The organism is Humidesulfovibrio mexicanus (assembly GCF_900188225.1).
Classification (GTDB): Bacteria; Desulfobacterota; Desulfovibrionia; order Desulfovibrionales; family Desulfovibrionaceae; genus Humidesulfovibrio; species Humidesulfovibrio mexicanus.
This window is the reverse complement of sequence record NZ_FZOC01000002.1, coordinates 289,471-303,379: the sequence shown is the minus strand read 5'-3', so window position 1 is coordinate 303,379 and position 13,909 is coordinate 289,471. Positions and strand designations below refer to the sequence as shown.

General features: G+C 64.4%; 15 protein-coding genes. 6 read left to right on the top strand and 9 right to left on the bottom strand.

What is annotated here, in order from left to right; genetic code table 11:
* Positions 1 to 57: 57 nt before the first annotated feature.
* The 3 genes from CHB73_RS05145 to CHB73_RS05135 are packed head-to-tail and all read left to right on the top strand — an operon-like array spanning position 58 to position 2,086.
* Positions 58 to 381, top strand: a complete 324-nt coding sequence (locus tag CHB73_RS05145) for an ArsR/SmtB family transcription factor (protein ID WP_089272785.1) — start codon at positions 58 to 60, stop codon at positions 379 to 381.
* Entirely contained in the window at positions 378 to 1,352 is a 975-nt protein-coding gene (locus CHB73_RS05140; protein WP_089272783.1) for an ABC transporter ATP-binding protein, read from the top strand. The genes CHB73_RS05145 and CHB73_RS05140 overlap by 4 nt, the downstream gene beginning before the upstream one ends.
* Positions 1,349 to 2,086 (top strand): ABC transporter permease, encoded by a 738-nt coding sequence (locus CHB73_RS05135; RefSeq protein ID WP_089272781.1) that lies wholly within the window; start codon positions 1,349 to 1,351, stop codon positions 2,084 to 2,086. The genes CHB73_RS05140 and CHB73_RS05135 overlap by 4 nt, the downstream gene beginning before the upstream one ends.
* Before the next feature lie 10 nt (positions 2,087 to 2,096).
* Here CHB73_RS05135 and CHB73_RS05130 read toward each other — a convergent pair whose 3' ends face one another.
* The 5 genes from CHB73_RS05130 to CHB73_RS16725 all read right to left on the bottom strand — a co-directional run bounded on the left by CHB73_RS05130 (position 2,097) and on the right by CHB73_RS16725 (position 6,630).
* Positions 2,097 to 3,506: a 4Fe-4S binding protein gene (locus CHB73_RS05130; protein WP_089272779.1), complete on the bottom strand. Its 1,410-nt coding sequence runs from the start codon at positions 3,504 to 3,506 to the stop codon at positions 2,097 to 2,099.
* 13 nt (positions 3,507 to 3,519) lie between these two features.
* A complete protein-coding gene (locus CHB73_RS16730) occupies positions 3,520 to 3,693 on the bottom strand; it encodes a hypothetical protein (protein WP_179216906.1) in 174 nt (57 codons plus the stop codon).
* A gap of 89 nt (positions 3,694 to 3,782) precedes the next feature.
* Positions 3,783 to 4,748 carry an ABC transporter substrate-binding protein gene (locus CHB73_RS05125; protein WP_089272777.1) on the bottom strand — a complete coding sequence of 322 codons (966 nt, stop codon included), beginning with the start codon at positions 4,746 to 4,748 and terminating at the stop codon, positions 3,783 to 3,785.
* A gap of 18 nt (positions 4,749 to 4,766) precedes the next feature.
* Complete coding sequence (locus CHB73_RS05120; RefSeq protein ID WP_089272775.1) at positions 4,767 to 5,834, bottom strand: transporter; 1,068 nt, start codon at positions 5,832 to 5,834, stop codon at positions 4,767 to 4,769.
* 322 nt (positions 5,835 to 6,156) lie between these two features.
* Positions 6,157 to 6,630: a Fur family transcriptional regulator gene (locus tag CHB73_RS16725; RefSeq protein ID WP_179216905.1), complete on the bottom strand. Its 474-nt coding sequence runs from the start codon at positions 6,628 to 6,630 to the stop codon at positions 6,157 to 6,159.
* A gap of 247 nt (positions 6,631 to 6,877) precedes the next feature.
* On the opposite strand from CHB73_RS16725, the gene CHB73_RS05110 reads away from it, so the two are divergent.
* Genes CHB73_RS05110 through CHB73_RS05100 form a run of 3 tightly spaced genes read left to right on the top strand, consistent with a single transcriptional unit; the run spans position 6,878 to position 9,920 of the window.
* The gene (locus CHB73_RS05110; protein WP_089272773.1) at positions 6,878 to 7,102 is read left to right on the top strand and encodes a FeoA family protein; all 225 of its coding nucleotides are present in this window, start codon (positions 6,878 to 6,880) and stop codon (positions 7,100 to 7,102) included.
* Positions 7,099 to 9,603, top strand: a complete 2,505-nt coding sequence (feoB, locus tag CHB73_RS05105) for a ferrous iron transport protein B (protein WP_089272771.1) — start codon at positions 7,099 to 7,101, stop codon at positions 9,601 to 9,603. Before CHB73_RS05110 ends, feoB begins: the two co-directional genes overlap by 4 nt.
* A complete protein-coding gene (locus CHB73_RS05100) occupies positions 9,600 to 9,920 on the top strand; it encodes a hypothetical protein (RefSeq protein ID WP_089272769.1) in 321 nt (106 codons plus the stop codon). The genes feoB and CHB73_RS05100 overlap by 4 nt, the downstream gene beginning before the upstream one ends.
* Before the next feature lie 219 nt (positions 9,921 to 10,139).
* On the opposite strand, the gene queF is transcribed toward CHB73_RS05100, so the two are convergent.
* The 4 genes from queF to CHB73_RS05080 form a co-directional block, all read right to left on the bottom strand.
* Complete coding sequence (gene queF, locus CHB73_RS05095; protein ID WP_089272767.1) at positions 10,140 to 10,586, bottom strand: preQ(1) synthase; 447 nt, start codon at positions 10,584 to 10,586, stop codon at positions 10,140 to 10,142.
* Between the two features lie 65 nt (positions 10,587 to 10,651).
* Positions 10,652 to 11,875, bottom strand: coding sequence for a diguanylate cyclase (locus CHB73_RS05090; protein WP_089272765.1), 1,224 nt, complete (start codon positions 11,873 to 11,875; stop codon positions 10,652 to 10,654).
* Between the two features lie 140 nt (positions 11,876 to 12,015).
* Positions 12,016 to 12,318, bottom strand: coding sequence for a Dabb family protein (locus CHB73_RS05085; RefSeq protein WP_089272763.1), 303 nt, complete (start codon positions 12,316 to 12,318; stop codon positions 12,016 to 12,018).
* Between the two features lie 29 nt (positions 12,319 to 12,347).
* On the bottom strand, positions 12,348 to 13,907 hold the full coding sequence (locus CHB73_RS05080) for a methyl-accepting chemotaxis protein (protein WP_179216904.1): 1,560 nt from the start codon (positions 13,905 to 13,907) through the stop codon (positions 12,348 to 12,350).
* Between the last annotated feature and the right edge of the window lie 2 nt (positions 13,908 to 13,909).

The window sequence follows — 13,909 nt, the reverse complement described above, 5'->3', positions numbered from 1 at the left end:
TGACATTCTTCGCCGACTGATTAAGTATCCGCGCAGATGCTTAAGAGTGAGGCAGCCATGTCCGATTCCACACGTCTTGCCGCCATCTTCAAGGCCTTGTCCGTGGAGAGCCGGGTGCGCATGGTGCGCCTGCTCCACGACCATCAGCTCTGTGTAAACGCCCTGGCCCGGAGGCTGGGCATCAGCGCGGCCGCCGTGTCGCAGCATCTGCGGGTCCTGCGCGAGGCAGGCCTCGTCGCGCCAGAACGGCGCGGCCTGCACATGCACTACCGCGTGAACGCCGAAGCCCTGCGCCAATGCGACGAGCTGCTGCACCACCTCATGACCCCGCGGAAGATCGCGCTGGAGCGCTACATTCCCGGCCAGGAGCGCGCAGAATGACGGACCCCATCATTTCCGCCAGGGATTTGCGCAAACGCTTCGGCCAGGTCGAGGCCCTCAAGGGGGTAAGCTTCGAGGTGAACCGGGGCGAAGTGTTCGGATTCCTGGGGCCCAACGGCGCGGGGAAATCCACCACCATCAACGCGCTCACGGGACTGGCCAGGATAGACAGCGGAGAGATCCGCATCGACGGGGTGGACTGCGCCCAAAGGCCGAGAGCAGCCCAGCGGCTCATCGGCGTGGTTCCCGACGAGAGCAACCTGTACACGGAGCTGACGGGCTTTGAAAACCTCTGCTTCTGCGCGGCGCTGTACGGACTGCGCAAGCCGGAGCGGGTAGCGCGCGCGAGAGAGCTGCTCAAGGCCTTTGCCCTGGAGCAGGCGGCGGACCGCAAGTTCGGCGGCTATTCCAAGGGCATGAAACGCAAGCTCACCCTCGCGGCCGGAATCATCCACCGCCCGCCCATCCTGTTCCTGGACGAACCCACCACGGGAATCGACCTGGGCAGCGTGCGCCACATCCGCGCCTTGATAACGGAGCTGAACGCCACCGGCACGACCATCTTCCTCACCACGCACTACATCGAGGAAGCCGAAAGGCTCTGCGGCCGCATCGCCTTCATCGTCGGGGGGCGGGTGCTGCGCATGGACAGCGTGGAGAACCTGCTCCAGCCGGTCCGGTCCAAGCATATGCTGCGCATAACCGCCGAAGGCAGGCTGGACAGCCATGCAGAAGCCTTGCGACAGTCCTTCCCCGAATTCACCATCCGCCTGCTCGACGGAATGCTGCATATCGAAGCCGACGGGCCTGTGCCCGTGGGGCCGCTGGTGCGCCATCTGGAGGATCGCGGGGCGGAGGTTTTGGAAGCCAGGCGGATGCGTCCAACGCTGGAGGATATCTTTGTGGACATCACCGGCATCGGCGCCCAGGCCATGCAGCAGGAAAAGGGCAAAACCGGAGGCCGCGCATGAAACACTGGATCGCCTTCTGGAACATCCTGCTCAAGGACATGCGCACCTATTATGTGAAGCCGCCCAACATCAGCTGGGGGCTTGTGTTCCCGCTGGCCTGGACAAGCATGTTCTTCATCCGCTCCGGCACCGGCATGGAGGCCATACCGGCCCTGCTGCCCGGCGTGGTGGCCCTGTCGGTGCTGTTCGGCACCTCGTCCATGCTGGCCGTCACCGTAACCTTTGAAAAAAAGAGCCGCTCCTTCGAGCGGCTGCTGCTGGCTCCCATCCCGCTGGAACTGCTCATGCTGGCAAAAACGGCCGGGGCCATCCTCTTCGGCATCGCCAACGCCTTCGTCCCCCTGCTGCTGGCCTGGGCGTTCTCCGAACTCCCACGGGTGAACTGGCTGCTGTTCGCGCCCACGGTGGCGCTTCTGGCCATGGTCTCGGCGTTCCTGGGACTGTTTGTGGCGGTCGCCGTAAGCGAAGTCTTCGAGGCCCAGACCTTCTCCAACTTCTTCCGCTTTCCCATGGTCTTCCTGTGCGGGCTGTTCTTTCCGGTGGAAAAGCTGCCTGTCCTGCTGCAGCCGCTGTCTTACGCGCTGCCGCTGACGTATGGCGCCGATGCCCTGCGCGGCGCGGTGCACGGGGGCAACGCCATGCCCTGCCTGCTGGACCTGGCCATGCTCGTCGCCTTCTGCATCGCCCTGTTCCTGGGAAGCCTGAGGAACATCAAGCGTAAGTGGATTGTCTGACCGGGGGACGCTACACCAGACGCGAAAGCACCAGCAGCCCGAGGAACAGCACTGACAAAACGAGTGAAAGGGCGGCCACCCCTCGCCCATGCCGCCGCAAGGCCTTCGCCTCGCAGTAGGCGAACCACAGGAAAAGAACGGCGACGGCCAGGGTGACGACCAACAGCACCGGCTGCGAAAGCAGGCCCAAGGCCATGCCCTTGCCCTGCGCTCCCTGCGCCAGGCCCTGCGCCTTCCCCATGCCGCCAGTTGTGGAGGCTGCGGCGATGGACGGGAAGGGCCAGGGGGTGGAGGCAAGCCTCCCTGTCCACGCCTCAAAGGCGCCAGGCAGCCCGGCCAGCCATTGCGAGGATTTCGTCACGGCGCGCACCACCTGAGAGGCGACCAGGGCGCTGACCAACGGCAGTGTCAGCCGCTTCCAGACCTCCTTCACCGAGGCACCCACGCCGGAAAGCCGACCAGCCAGACCGATGAGCAGCCAGAGCGCTGCGGGCACGAAGAGCATGGACCAGAGCGCCGCCACCATTCCAGAGGCCGGGTCGATCCCAAATAGGCCGGCGAATTCCGAGGGGATGCGCCAATAGTGCCGCCCGCCCGTGTTCCAGTTCTGGAATAGTTCGTTCAGCGCAAATCCGGTGAAGAAGAAGGCGAACACCGTGGCCGCCCAGCCGTAGTCCTCCCAGTTGTCGTCCGGAGTCGAAGGCATGGCGCGCGTCAGACGAACGTCCTGACCATTGCCGGTCTTGAGGCACTGGGCGCACAGCGTGCACGGCGACGAGTCGCCGAGTCTGGCGGGATCCAGGTTGGCGGGGCAACGGCCCCGTGCGGACGACGCGCGCGCGTCTCCGGCAGGGGGGGCTTTGGCCGCCTCGACGCGTAGCGCCAGCATGCCCCTTCTGCCGAACAGCCGGAACAGCATGGACGCGGGGCAGATGGCCGTGCAGAAGGCCCGGCCCCCGAAGGCGAAGCCCGTGGCCAGCGCCGCCAGCAGCAGCAGGCTGAGAAGCACGGCCGCGTTGTGGGGCACGGCGATGAACTTGCTGGAGACCGTCACCACCAACAGGCCGCTGTACAGCAGCGCCGAAACCATTCCGCCCCGGAGGGCGGCGGGGAGGGAAGCACGTTTGCCAAACACCGTCCGCCCCAGCCGATCACCCAGCCTGTTCACCAGTTCCAACGGGCAGATGGAACACCATATTCTGCCCAGGAACACCGTGGCGAGAATGGTCAGCGGCAACCAGCCCCCCCATAGCAGCAGGGTGACGATGTGTTTTTGGGCAAAGGCCTTGGGGGGCATGCCCTGGGGGGTGAACACACCCAGGGCGAACCAGATGAGCCCGAGGTAGATGAGAAGGCCTGCGGCCTGGATGAGCCGGGGATAGAGCCGGTGGCGGAATACCGCCAGAAGCAGTCCGTTCATGTCGTGTGTTCCCCTAATTGCCTGGGGAGTTGGGAGTCCCTGGCCTTGACGGAATGGTTATGCGGGCCTTTTTCAGCTGCTTCCCGGCCTCGATGGATTCACGCTGAAAGTGGACGAAGCCGAGCAGCACGCCTTCCGGGTGCTGGTGGAAGGCGGAAATGTACATGCCCATGCGCTGGGCGTGCATCCGGTCGCGGATGGTCCAGACCGCAAAAACGCGGGGCCGGAACGGACGCGAACCCGCTCCGGCCCCGCTGCGACGGGGGGCGTTGTCTACTAGTTCTTCAGCGCATCGGTCCACTGCCGCAGGATGTCGGGGTACTCCAGCAGACCAGCGTTGGCGTAGAAGGGCAGGCTGTAGACCGCGCCGTTCTTGATTGCCGGAATCTGGGCCAGGCTCGGGTCGCGTTTGAGCGCATCACGCAGGGCCTTCTGCACGGCGAACGGCTCGCCCACCATGACGATGGCGTCGGGGTTGGCCTCTTTGATGCCGCTGAGCCTGGGGTTGGAGGCATGGCCCTTGGAAATGGCCGAGGCATCCGGAATCAGAGCCTTCCCGACGTTGGCGCAGCCCAGGCGCGAGAGGATGTACTGGTCCGAATAGCCGCCAGGGGCCTCGACGTTGATGAATACCTTGCCTGTGGCGATGGCGTAGGTGCCGTTCAGGACCAGAACGCGCTTGCCCAACGCCTGCTTGGGCAGGGCAGCCTCCGCCTGCTTGAGGTTTTCGGCGTGCGCGGCCGCGAGCGCCTTGCCCTCCTCGACCTTGCCGAGCTTGGCGGCGACTTCCTCGATGGCGGCAGGCAGGCCCTTGTCGAAATCGACATATTCCACTGTGGCGCCGGGCACGGAGCGCACCAGTTCGGCCACCTTGTTCAGGTCGATGTTCTTGTACAGGCAAAAGTTCGCGCACTTCTCCACAATCACCCTGGATACGCCGCGCGCCTTCATGGCCTTGGGCAGACTGTCCGGCGTCACGTTCGTCACCTTGTTCGGGCAGCCCAACGCCTGGGAAAGCCGCGCCAACTCCTTGCCCTTGGGCCACAGGCTCATGCGGATGACCATGGCCTCCGGGGCGACGCCCAGGGCTGCGGCCACGTCCACCAAGTGGTCGCCAACCATGACGACTTTCTGCCGCTCCAGAACCTTGGGCGGTCCTGCGGCCCAGGCGGGGGCAAAAGCGGACAGGGACAGCAACCCGACAAGCAGGGCCAGGGCGGAAATCTTGTTCACGATGCTCATAATTGGGCTCCTTGCTGGTTAAAACTGGAAGGAAAGGCTGGTGACGATCCGGTAGTCCTCGTACAGCCCGTACTGGCTCGCCCTGTCCGGGGTGCGGGTTTCGCCGCGCATGTTGCGGTACACGTTGATGGGTACGCCGAGAGCAAGACGGGAGCTCTCGGTAATTTTCCAATGCACGCCTGGGGTGATGAAGACGAAATGGCCGCCGGTGTTCAACGTGGACTCGTGGTCGTGGCGGCAGGACTCGTGGTCGATGCCGTTGACCTCAAGCTCCACGTCGAAATACTTGTTCAGCGCGTAGCCGTAGCCGAAATCGTACTTGAACACGTTGCCCGCGCGCGAGCCGTGGGGGCCATCGCCGGAGATGGTGTACATGGTGTGGAAGTCGAACCGTGACCGACCAAGGATCTTGGTGGCCCCCAGCTCGAATTTGGGATCCCAGGTTCCGGTGCCCAACTGGAAGTTCGGCCCCATGTAGGGGTGGCTACCGGCTCCGCCCTGCGGGCTTCTCTTGTCCGTGTCGCCCGTGGGGATGCTGAGGCCAGCGCCGACGGCCAGGCTGAAAGGATCGCCCAAGCGCTGGTTGAGCAGCGCGTACCGGCCCATGGCGATGATGTCTCCGAGCCCTTCGTTGTGCACGGTGGCGAAATGCGAGGGGGGGTTGCCGCTCTTCTGCTTCTGCTCGCGATTGTACCAGGGGACCTGCACCCTGGCCTCAAAGTTGTCGAAAAGCCCGGCCTTGGCGGTCAGGGTCGTAATATGGTCGGTGCGCTCGTACTTGCCGTTGTAATTCCCGGTCTTTTTTTCCTGGCCGTCGTACAGGTTGTCCTTGTGCACGAAAACATGTTTCAGGCTCAAGGAGTACTTGCCCGCAGGCAGGACCAAGCCGTTGGACATGTTCACCAGACCGGCGCACTTGGGCGAATTCTCCCCTTTGCCAGGCTTTCCGTTCTTCTCGCCGACCGGCTTTCCTGCTTCGGCACCGTCCTTTGAAGGCAGATCCCCCATGATGTCTTCCGCCATGGCGCAGGGGGGCTGCGCCACCCACAACAGGGCGGCGGCGATCAACACATGCAACGCTTTCATAATTCCTTCCTTTCCTCTGCTCTCGCGGGGCGCGAAACGGCCCCAAGTGAACGCGCCGGGTACGCGGCGCAGGCCTGCAACACCTTATGAAATTGAATTTCGAGTTCATTTTCTAGGTTTCTGAGTAGAAATAGTCAATAAAAAATGATGCTTGAAAAAGATGTCGATTGAATGACGGCACAGTGGGAGCGCAGCCGGTTGCGGATGAGAATGGTGTCAAGCGGAGCTCCCCCAAAACGGGGAAACAAAAAGCGGCCAAGCGCATCATCGCGTCTTGGCCGCTTCTTCCAGGATAAAAGGGCGGGCCGGGCTATGAGCCGCGCTACGTGGCTGGAGTTGTGCTTCTGGATTTCTCGATATCCCGGGCCTGCTGGCAGGACGGGCACAGGCCGTAAAACTGCGCCGTGCAGTGGTGCAGTTCGAAGCCTTCCTGCCGGGCAGCAACCTCGCGCATGGACTCCAGATACGGATTGCTGACGGGAATGCGCCTGCCGCACTTCTCGCACACAAGCTGGCAGCAATGGCCGTGCACGGCTTCGTACAGCGCGCTTCCGGCACCAAGCTGTATGCGCCGCGCAAGCCCTGCGCACTGGAGATGGTTCAAGGCGCGGTACAGGGTGGACAGGCTGATGCCGCTCTCCGCTCCGCCTGCGGCGGCAAGGATGTTCTCGGCGCTCATGGGCTCCTGCTGCCGCATGAACACGCGAAGAATCCGCTGGCGTTGGCCGGTCAGCTTCAGTCCGTTGGATTCAAGGTAGTCCTTGAACCGGTCCCTTCCGGGCGTCTGTTCAAACACGTCCCCTGCCCCCGCTGAAGAAAACGGGCCACTGACACTGGTCGCAGTGGGCCGACTGCCATTGCACTGATTGTGGTACAACATCTGAAAACCTTCGCATTTGTTTCTATTTCTTGACTTTTCCAGCCTCGCTGAAGTAAAGACGATAGCGAAATTCATTATCAATTGCAAGCGGCGCCAGCGCGCCCTGTAGTTGGCAACACAGCGACGCCGCCAACAGCGGCGCTGTTCTTTTGAGGAGAAGCAGATGACATTGTGCGAACTTGAACCCGGCGGCGTATGCACCATTTGCCGCATGACCGCCGCAGGCGCCCTTGGCCAACGCCTGACCGACCTGGGCTTCTATGCCGGAGCCGTGGTCCGGATGCTCCGCTATGCGCCACTCACGGACCCGGTGGAGGTCGAACTTGACGGCTGCTGCGTCAGCATCCGCCGCACCGAGGCACGCCAGGTCGAGGTTCAGCCGGGATGAGCCCGACCCGTACGCTTGTCGCCCTTGCCGGGCAGCCCAATTGCGGGAAATCGACGATTTTCAACATGCTCACCGGGGCACGCCAGCACGTGGCCAACTACCCCGGCGTCACGGTGGAGAAAAAGAGCGGAGGCTTCCGCGCCAGGAATCTTGCTGTGGAGCTGGTGGACCTGCCCGGCACCTACAGTCTGAGCTCGTACTCGCTGGAGGAACGTGTCGCGCGGGATTTTCTGCTCCACGACAAGCCCGGCGCAATCATCGACATCGCGGACGCCTCGAACCTCAGGCGCAGCCTCTACCTGACGCTGCAACTGCTGGAGATGGGCCGCCCCCTGGTGCTGGTGCTGAACATGATGGACGTTGCCGTGCGCCGGGGCGTCCACGTGGACGTGGACTGTCTTTCAGAGCGCCTGGGGGTACCGGTCATCCCCGCCGTGGGCAAGAAAGGCCAAGGCGCGGAGGAGATCGCCGCCGCCCTGGAGCAATGCGTCAACAGCACGCCGGGAGCCTACCGGACGCCGTATGGCGCACTGGAGCCAAGCCTTGAGGCGCTGGAGCGGGCGCTGGCCCAGGAACCCAAGCTGCTGTCGCATTGCCCGCCCAGGTGGCTGGCCATAAAGCTGCTGGAGGGCGATGCCGGGGCCGAAGCGTTGCTGCGCGCACACCACCAGGATGCGTGCGGCGTTCTGGCCCATGCGCTGGAGCTCGGCCGCCGCTTTCAGGCGGAATGCGGCCATGCGGCGGCGGGCCATATCGCCCAGGCCCGGCACAGTGCGGCGGCGGAGCTGGCGCGGCAGACCACCCGCCAGGTCCCGATGCAGGGCCGCCACCTCACGGAACGTGTTGATGCGGTGGTATGCCACCGCTCCCTCGGCCCCCTGGTGCTCATGGCCATCTTGTTTTTGCTGTACCAGGCGTCCATCGTGTTCGGAGGCTGGGTTTCCGCCCAGGCCTGGCCTATTTGGGGCGCGCTGGAGGGCCTGGCGGCGCAGCTGCTGCCGCCTCCCGGTTTTCTCGAAGATCCGCTTCCCCGCGCGCTGGGAATATGGGCCGTGAAAAGCGTCACGGCCATCCTGAACTACCTGCCGATCTTCTTCATTCTCTTCGCGCTCATCGCCGTGCTGGAGGACAGCGGCTACATGCCGCGCATGGCCTTCATCCTGGACAGGGTGTTCCATCGCTTCGGGCTGCACGGGCAGTCCACGCTGCCGCTCATCCTGGGCGGAGTGTATGTGGGCGGCTGCGCCGTGCCCGCAGTCATGGCGACCAAGGCCATTCCCGACGAGCGCGCCCGCCTAGCCACCATCCTCATCACCCCGATGATGAACTGTCTGGCAAAGGTGCCGCTCTACCTCATCCTCATCGACGCCTATTTCCCCGAGCACGCCGGGGCGGCCCTGTTCTTCATCGCCACCGTGACCGTGTTCATGGCCCTGCCCGTGGCCAAGGCCCTGACGCTTACCGTGCTGCGCGGCAAGGAGCAGGCCCCCTTCATCATGGAGATGCCCCCCTACCATCTGCCGACCATACAGGGCGTGCTGTTGCGCGCAACCGAGCGCGTTCTGATTTTCGCCAAGAAAATCGTCACGGTGGTGCTGGCCGTGGCCGTGGTGGTCTTCATGCTCATCAGCTATCCGGGCCTAGAGCCGGAGGACACGGCGCATTTCGAGGCCCAAGCACGGGAGACCATGCGGTCCTTCCTGAACGAGGCGGACAAAACCGCATACGCAGGCAGGCTGCGCATGGAGGATGTGGCGGGGCTGGCCCTCTTCTCCGAAGCCCTGCGCGATGCGGGCCGCGGGGCGAGCGAAACCGCGCGCGCGGCCATCGGCGCGGATTTCCAACAACGCAACCCTCTCTACTATGACATTGTCCGCGGCGATTCCGGCGACGCCAAACGCTTGGCCCGGTCCCTCCGCAAGGTCGAAAGCACCCGCAAGCGCCTGCGGCGTGAAATGCGCACCCTGGGCTTCGAGACAAGCTTCCTGGGCATGGCGGGCAAGGCCCTTGAGCCGGTGACGCAGTTCGCGGGCTTCAACTGGAGGGTGAACATCGCCCTGCTCTCGGCCTTTGCCGCAAAGGAGAACAGCGCGTCCACCCTGGGCGCCCTTTACGGCCAGGACACCGATTCCACGGTGGAGAGCGACATGCGCGCCGGAGAACCGGGCATGACCCCCCTGCACGCCCTGGCCCTGATGCTGTTCATGGCCCTGTACCCGCCCTGCATCCCGGCGTCCGTCATGGTGCGTCTGCAGGCGGGCTCCACGGGCTGGATGCTCTTCTCCATGGGCTATCAGACGCTGCTCGGCCTGCTTGTGGCCTCGCTGGTCTTCACGGGAGGCACGCTGTTGGGCTTCACTGGCTGGCAAAGCATGTGGGCCTTCTACGTCGTGTGCGTGCTGGCCACGGTCGCCATGGCCCTTGTGCCCGAACGCTCCCTCCGGTGCAAACGCCTTTCCATGCCCCCCATCACCACAACCTGCAAAGGAGAACACCCATGAAAAAGAACATCCTTGCCGCAGCCGCCCTGGCCGCCCTGCTGCTCGCCTCTGTCCCGGCCTGGGCGCACACGCCCCTGTGCGATTGTTTTGACAACGGTGATGGAACCGTCACCTGCCAAGGCAGCTTCTCCGATGGATCGTCCTCCGCGGGCGTGAAGATGAGTGTGCGTGACGACAAAGGGACGGTTCTTGCGGACGGAAAAATGAACAAGGACAGCGAGTTCACCTTCAAAAAGCCTTCCGGGGCCTACACCGTTCGCTTCGACGCCGGCGCCGGGCACGCCTTGGAGATCAAGAGCTCCCGCATTGTGAAGTAGCCCCGGGCTCCCGCCAGGAAGCGGGAAAAGAGCGCCTGGCCGCGCGGTCCCCACAACCAGCGCCATGCCAAGACTTCGGCACAGACTTTGTCAACGCGATGCGCCGCCGCCCTGTACCGGGCGGCGGCGCAATGCTGTTCCGGACCGCGCCCCCGCGTCTCCCGGCGGCAAGCGGCGACCGTACGTGTGCCCCCGGAAAGGGCCTCCCGTCACAAGGCCCTAGAACTGGGTCTCAATGGGCGCGGAGTTGTCCTTGAAGTATTCCGCCGTGACGGTAAGGCTGGTGCCGCCACGCGGATTGAACAGGGCCACCACCTGCATCATGCGCGGCTGGCATACGCTCACCAGGTCGTCCAGAATCTTATTGGTGATGGTTTCCATGAAGGAGCCGTGGTTGCGAAAGGCGGTGAAATAGAGCTTGAGGGACTTGGTCTCGATGCACAGGGCGTCGGGGATGTAGGTGATCTCGATGGTGGCGAAGTCCGGCTGGCCGGTCTTGGGGCACAGGCTGGTGAACTCCGGGTGCTCGAAGCGGATCTGGTAGTCCCGATTGGGATACTTGTTGGGGAAAGCCTCCAGAATGTCGGCGGTGGGCTCGTGGAAGGCGTAACTGGTCTTGCCGGAGCCAAGGTGCTTGAGGCCGGAGGTGTCGTCGATCGTGCTCATGGGCGTTGCTCCTGAAATGTGGGGTATGCGCGCGGGCGCATGTTCTGCATAGCCCAGAGCGGGCCTCAGGCCAAGAGGGAAGGCGGTGCTGTGTCCGGGGCCGGGCTGCCGTCCTCCTGCCCGTACCGCTCCACCAGGCGCACAAGATCCCGCCGCTGGTCCTGGGAGGCAAGGTCGAAGGCAAGGGCGATGGAGAAACCCGCGTCCTCGCTTTCGCGCTCCAGCCGCACCACGCGCCCCGAAACCCGCAGCCCCCGCTGCGACGGCGAATCGGCGTCAAGGGCCAACTCCACCCTGGCGCCTGGCAGGATGGGCGTTGGCGAAACGCACAGCATTCCCCCGAAGCTGACATTGGCCACGACCACACGTACCGGTTCGGCCTCGCCCTGGGTCCCACTGCCGACGAACAACGCCATAAGGCTGACCGGAGCGCGCGGGAAGCGCCGGTTTTTCTCGGAAAAGCAACTCACGGCGTTCCGCGTGCGCTTGGCCTCATACAGGGCCTCGTCGGCGCGGCACACCAGGTCGCGGGCGTTTATGGCATCCTCCGGAAAGGTGGCCGTGCCCAGGCTGACGGTGACCGAAACGTCCTGGCCGGAAACGGCAACCGGACGCGCCGCCACGGCCCGGCGCAGGCGCTCTGCTGCGGCGACGGCCTGGGCGCTGTCGGTATGGGGCAGGATGAGGGCGAATTCTTCGCCTCCGTAGCGCACCACATGGTCGAAACTCCGTGCGGTATGCCGGAGCACATCGGCCACAGTCTTGAGGGCATCGTCGCCCGCGGTGTGGCCGAAGGCGTCGTTGAAACGCTTGAAATGGTCCACATCGAGCATCAGCAGGGAAAAACGCTGTCCGAAACGCTTGAAACGCTCGACCTCGCGGGAGATGGCGTCGTTGAAATAGCGGCGATTGTAGAGGCCGGTAAGCTCGTCGACCAGCGCGCCTTGCTCCTTCTGCAGCAGCACCTGCACCTCCACGATGACCGGGTCGCGCATCTTGGGGTGCAGGTTCATGAAGTAGTCGCACACGGCGACGCGAAGGCCCACGTCGCGGCCAAGCGCAAGATTCAGCCCATCGTGGTGACGCAATATCTCGCAGCAGTAGCCCAGGGCCTCGTCCGGGCCAAAGCGCATCCGCGTCAGCACATACAGCAGTTCGGAAAAAGCCTGGCCCCCGGCAAGCGGCGCGTCCGAAAGCTCCTCTGAGAGCAGGCCAGCCCGCGCGAGCAGTTCGTGCAACGCCGAAGCCTCTTGGGGGTCCATGCCTTTGTCCATCCATACCTCGCACATGCGGGCTCCACGAATCAGGAATGTCGATTGAGCATTGACAACAGCCCAAGTCTACGTACTAGGCGAAACCAAGGCAAGAAAAAACAAAAGGCCCGACATTGCCGGGCCTTGCGTACAAAAACACGATACGGACTGGCGGCCTATGCTTCGTAGTCCACCACGCTGCGCGAGGCGGCCACCTGCTTGACAAAGGCCACCACCTTCTGGTGCTCCGGGTGGACCTGATAGGCGTCGAGATCGGCCCGGCTGGCGAATTCGGAATACAGGATCACATCGCAGGCGGGCGAGGCCGCAAAGACCTCGACGCCCACCTCAAGGGCGGCAAGGGAAGGCACCACACCGCGCAGGGCCTCCAGCATCTCCTTCATTTTTCGGGCGTTGGCCGCCCTGTCCGCTCCGGCGGCCTCGTCCTTCAGGGTCCACATGACGATGTGCTTGATCATTGGGCCTGTCTCCTTGTGGCTTGGCAGGGCTAGCAGACCTGCATTCTGGAAATGAGTTCCTCCAGCTCGGCGGAAAGCCGGGAAAGATCATCCACGGCCCGGGCCGCGCTGTCCATGTCCCGGGCGATGTCCTCGGACACGCCGCGCATTTCGCCCACGGCGCGTCCAATCTCCTCGGCCGCGGCGGACTGCTCCTCGCTGGCGGCGGCGATGGCGCGCACCTGGTCGGCGGAGCCCTGGCTCAGGCGCACGATCTCACGCAGGCTCTGCCCTGCGCCATCGGCCAGGGTGGTGCTTTTCTCCACTGCCTGCGCCGCCCCGGACATGCCCTCGGCCGCTCGGCGAGCGCCCTGCTGCACATTGCTGATAGCCTGCGCAACGTCGCTGGTGGCGCTTTGGGTCTTCTCGGCCAGCTTGCGCACCTCGTCGGCGACGACGGCAAAGCCCCTGCCCGCCTCGCCAGCGCGCGCCGCCTCGATGGCGGCGTTGAGCGCCAGCAGGTTGGTCTGGTCGGCGATGTCGTTGATGACATTCAAGATCTGCGCGATTCCTGCCACCTGCTTGTCCAGGTCGTCCAGGCGTTCGCGCATGGCCCCGGTGCGTTCGGACACATCCCCGATGGCCGAAATGACATCATGAACGATCCCCGCGCCCGCCTCGGCCAGTCCACGGGCCTCGTCCGCCCCGGAGGCGGCCCCGGAGGCGCTTCTGGCCACATCCACAACCGCCTGGCTCATCTGCTCCATGGAGGTGCTGATTTCGGCTACGCGGGACTGCTGGGCTTGGCTCCCCGTGGCCGTCTGCCCGATGCTGCCGGTAAGCTGCCGCGAGGCGTCTCGCAGACGACGGCACAGCTCGTTGGCGTGATCGGCGGCGCGTTCGATAGCGGCGTTCTTCTCCACGATGACCTGCTCCTTCTGCTTGAGCATGGTCATGTCAAGATACAGGCACAAGCCGCCGATGCACTTGCGGTCGAGATCATAGAGGGGAAAGACGTTGGCCAGCACGTTGCGCACGCCGCCCTTGTGGCCCTTGATCTGCACTTCGAGGTTGCGGAACACCTCTCCGCCGCCGATGCTGCGGCCGACGGCGGTCTTGCGCGTGGGATCGTTGTAGAAGATCTGCGCCAGAGTCTGTCCGTAGTAGTCCTCCGGCCGACCGGAAAGCTCCAGCATCTCCAGGCATTCCTTGTTGGAGCACACGGCGCGCTCCAGCTCGTCCACCAGGAGATACGGCATGGGCAACCCGCCCAGGATGCCCTGGGCCAAGCCGGTCTGGTGCTTGAGTTCGGCGGCGTTGGCCTGCACGATGGCGGCGAGGCCATCCAGAGGGTCGTCCCCCGGCCGGGGCCGCGCGCCCAGCGTTCCGCCCAGAGCGAGCAGCTCGGCTCGCAGCCGTGTTTCCCGCAGCTGCGCCAGGCCGAAAGCCAGCGCTCCAAGCAAAAGGGCCGCCGCAACCTGCGGCAGCCCCATGACGAATCCCGATTCTGAAAAGAGCCACAGTGCGCCGGCGGGGAGCAGCCACCCCCCCGCCGTCACGCCGATTCCGCACACAAGCGGCCCTGCAAGCCGAGCTCCGGATCGCGGCATAC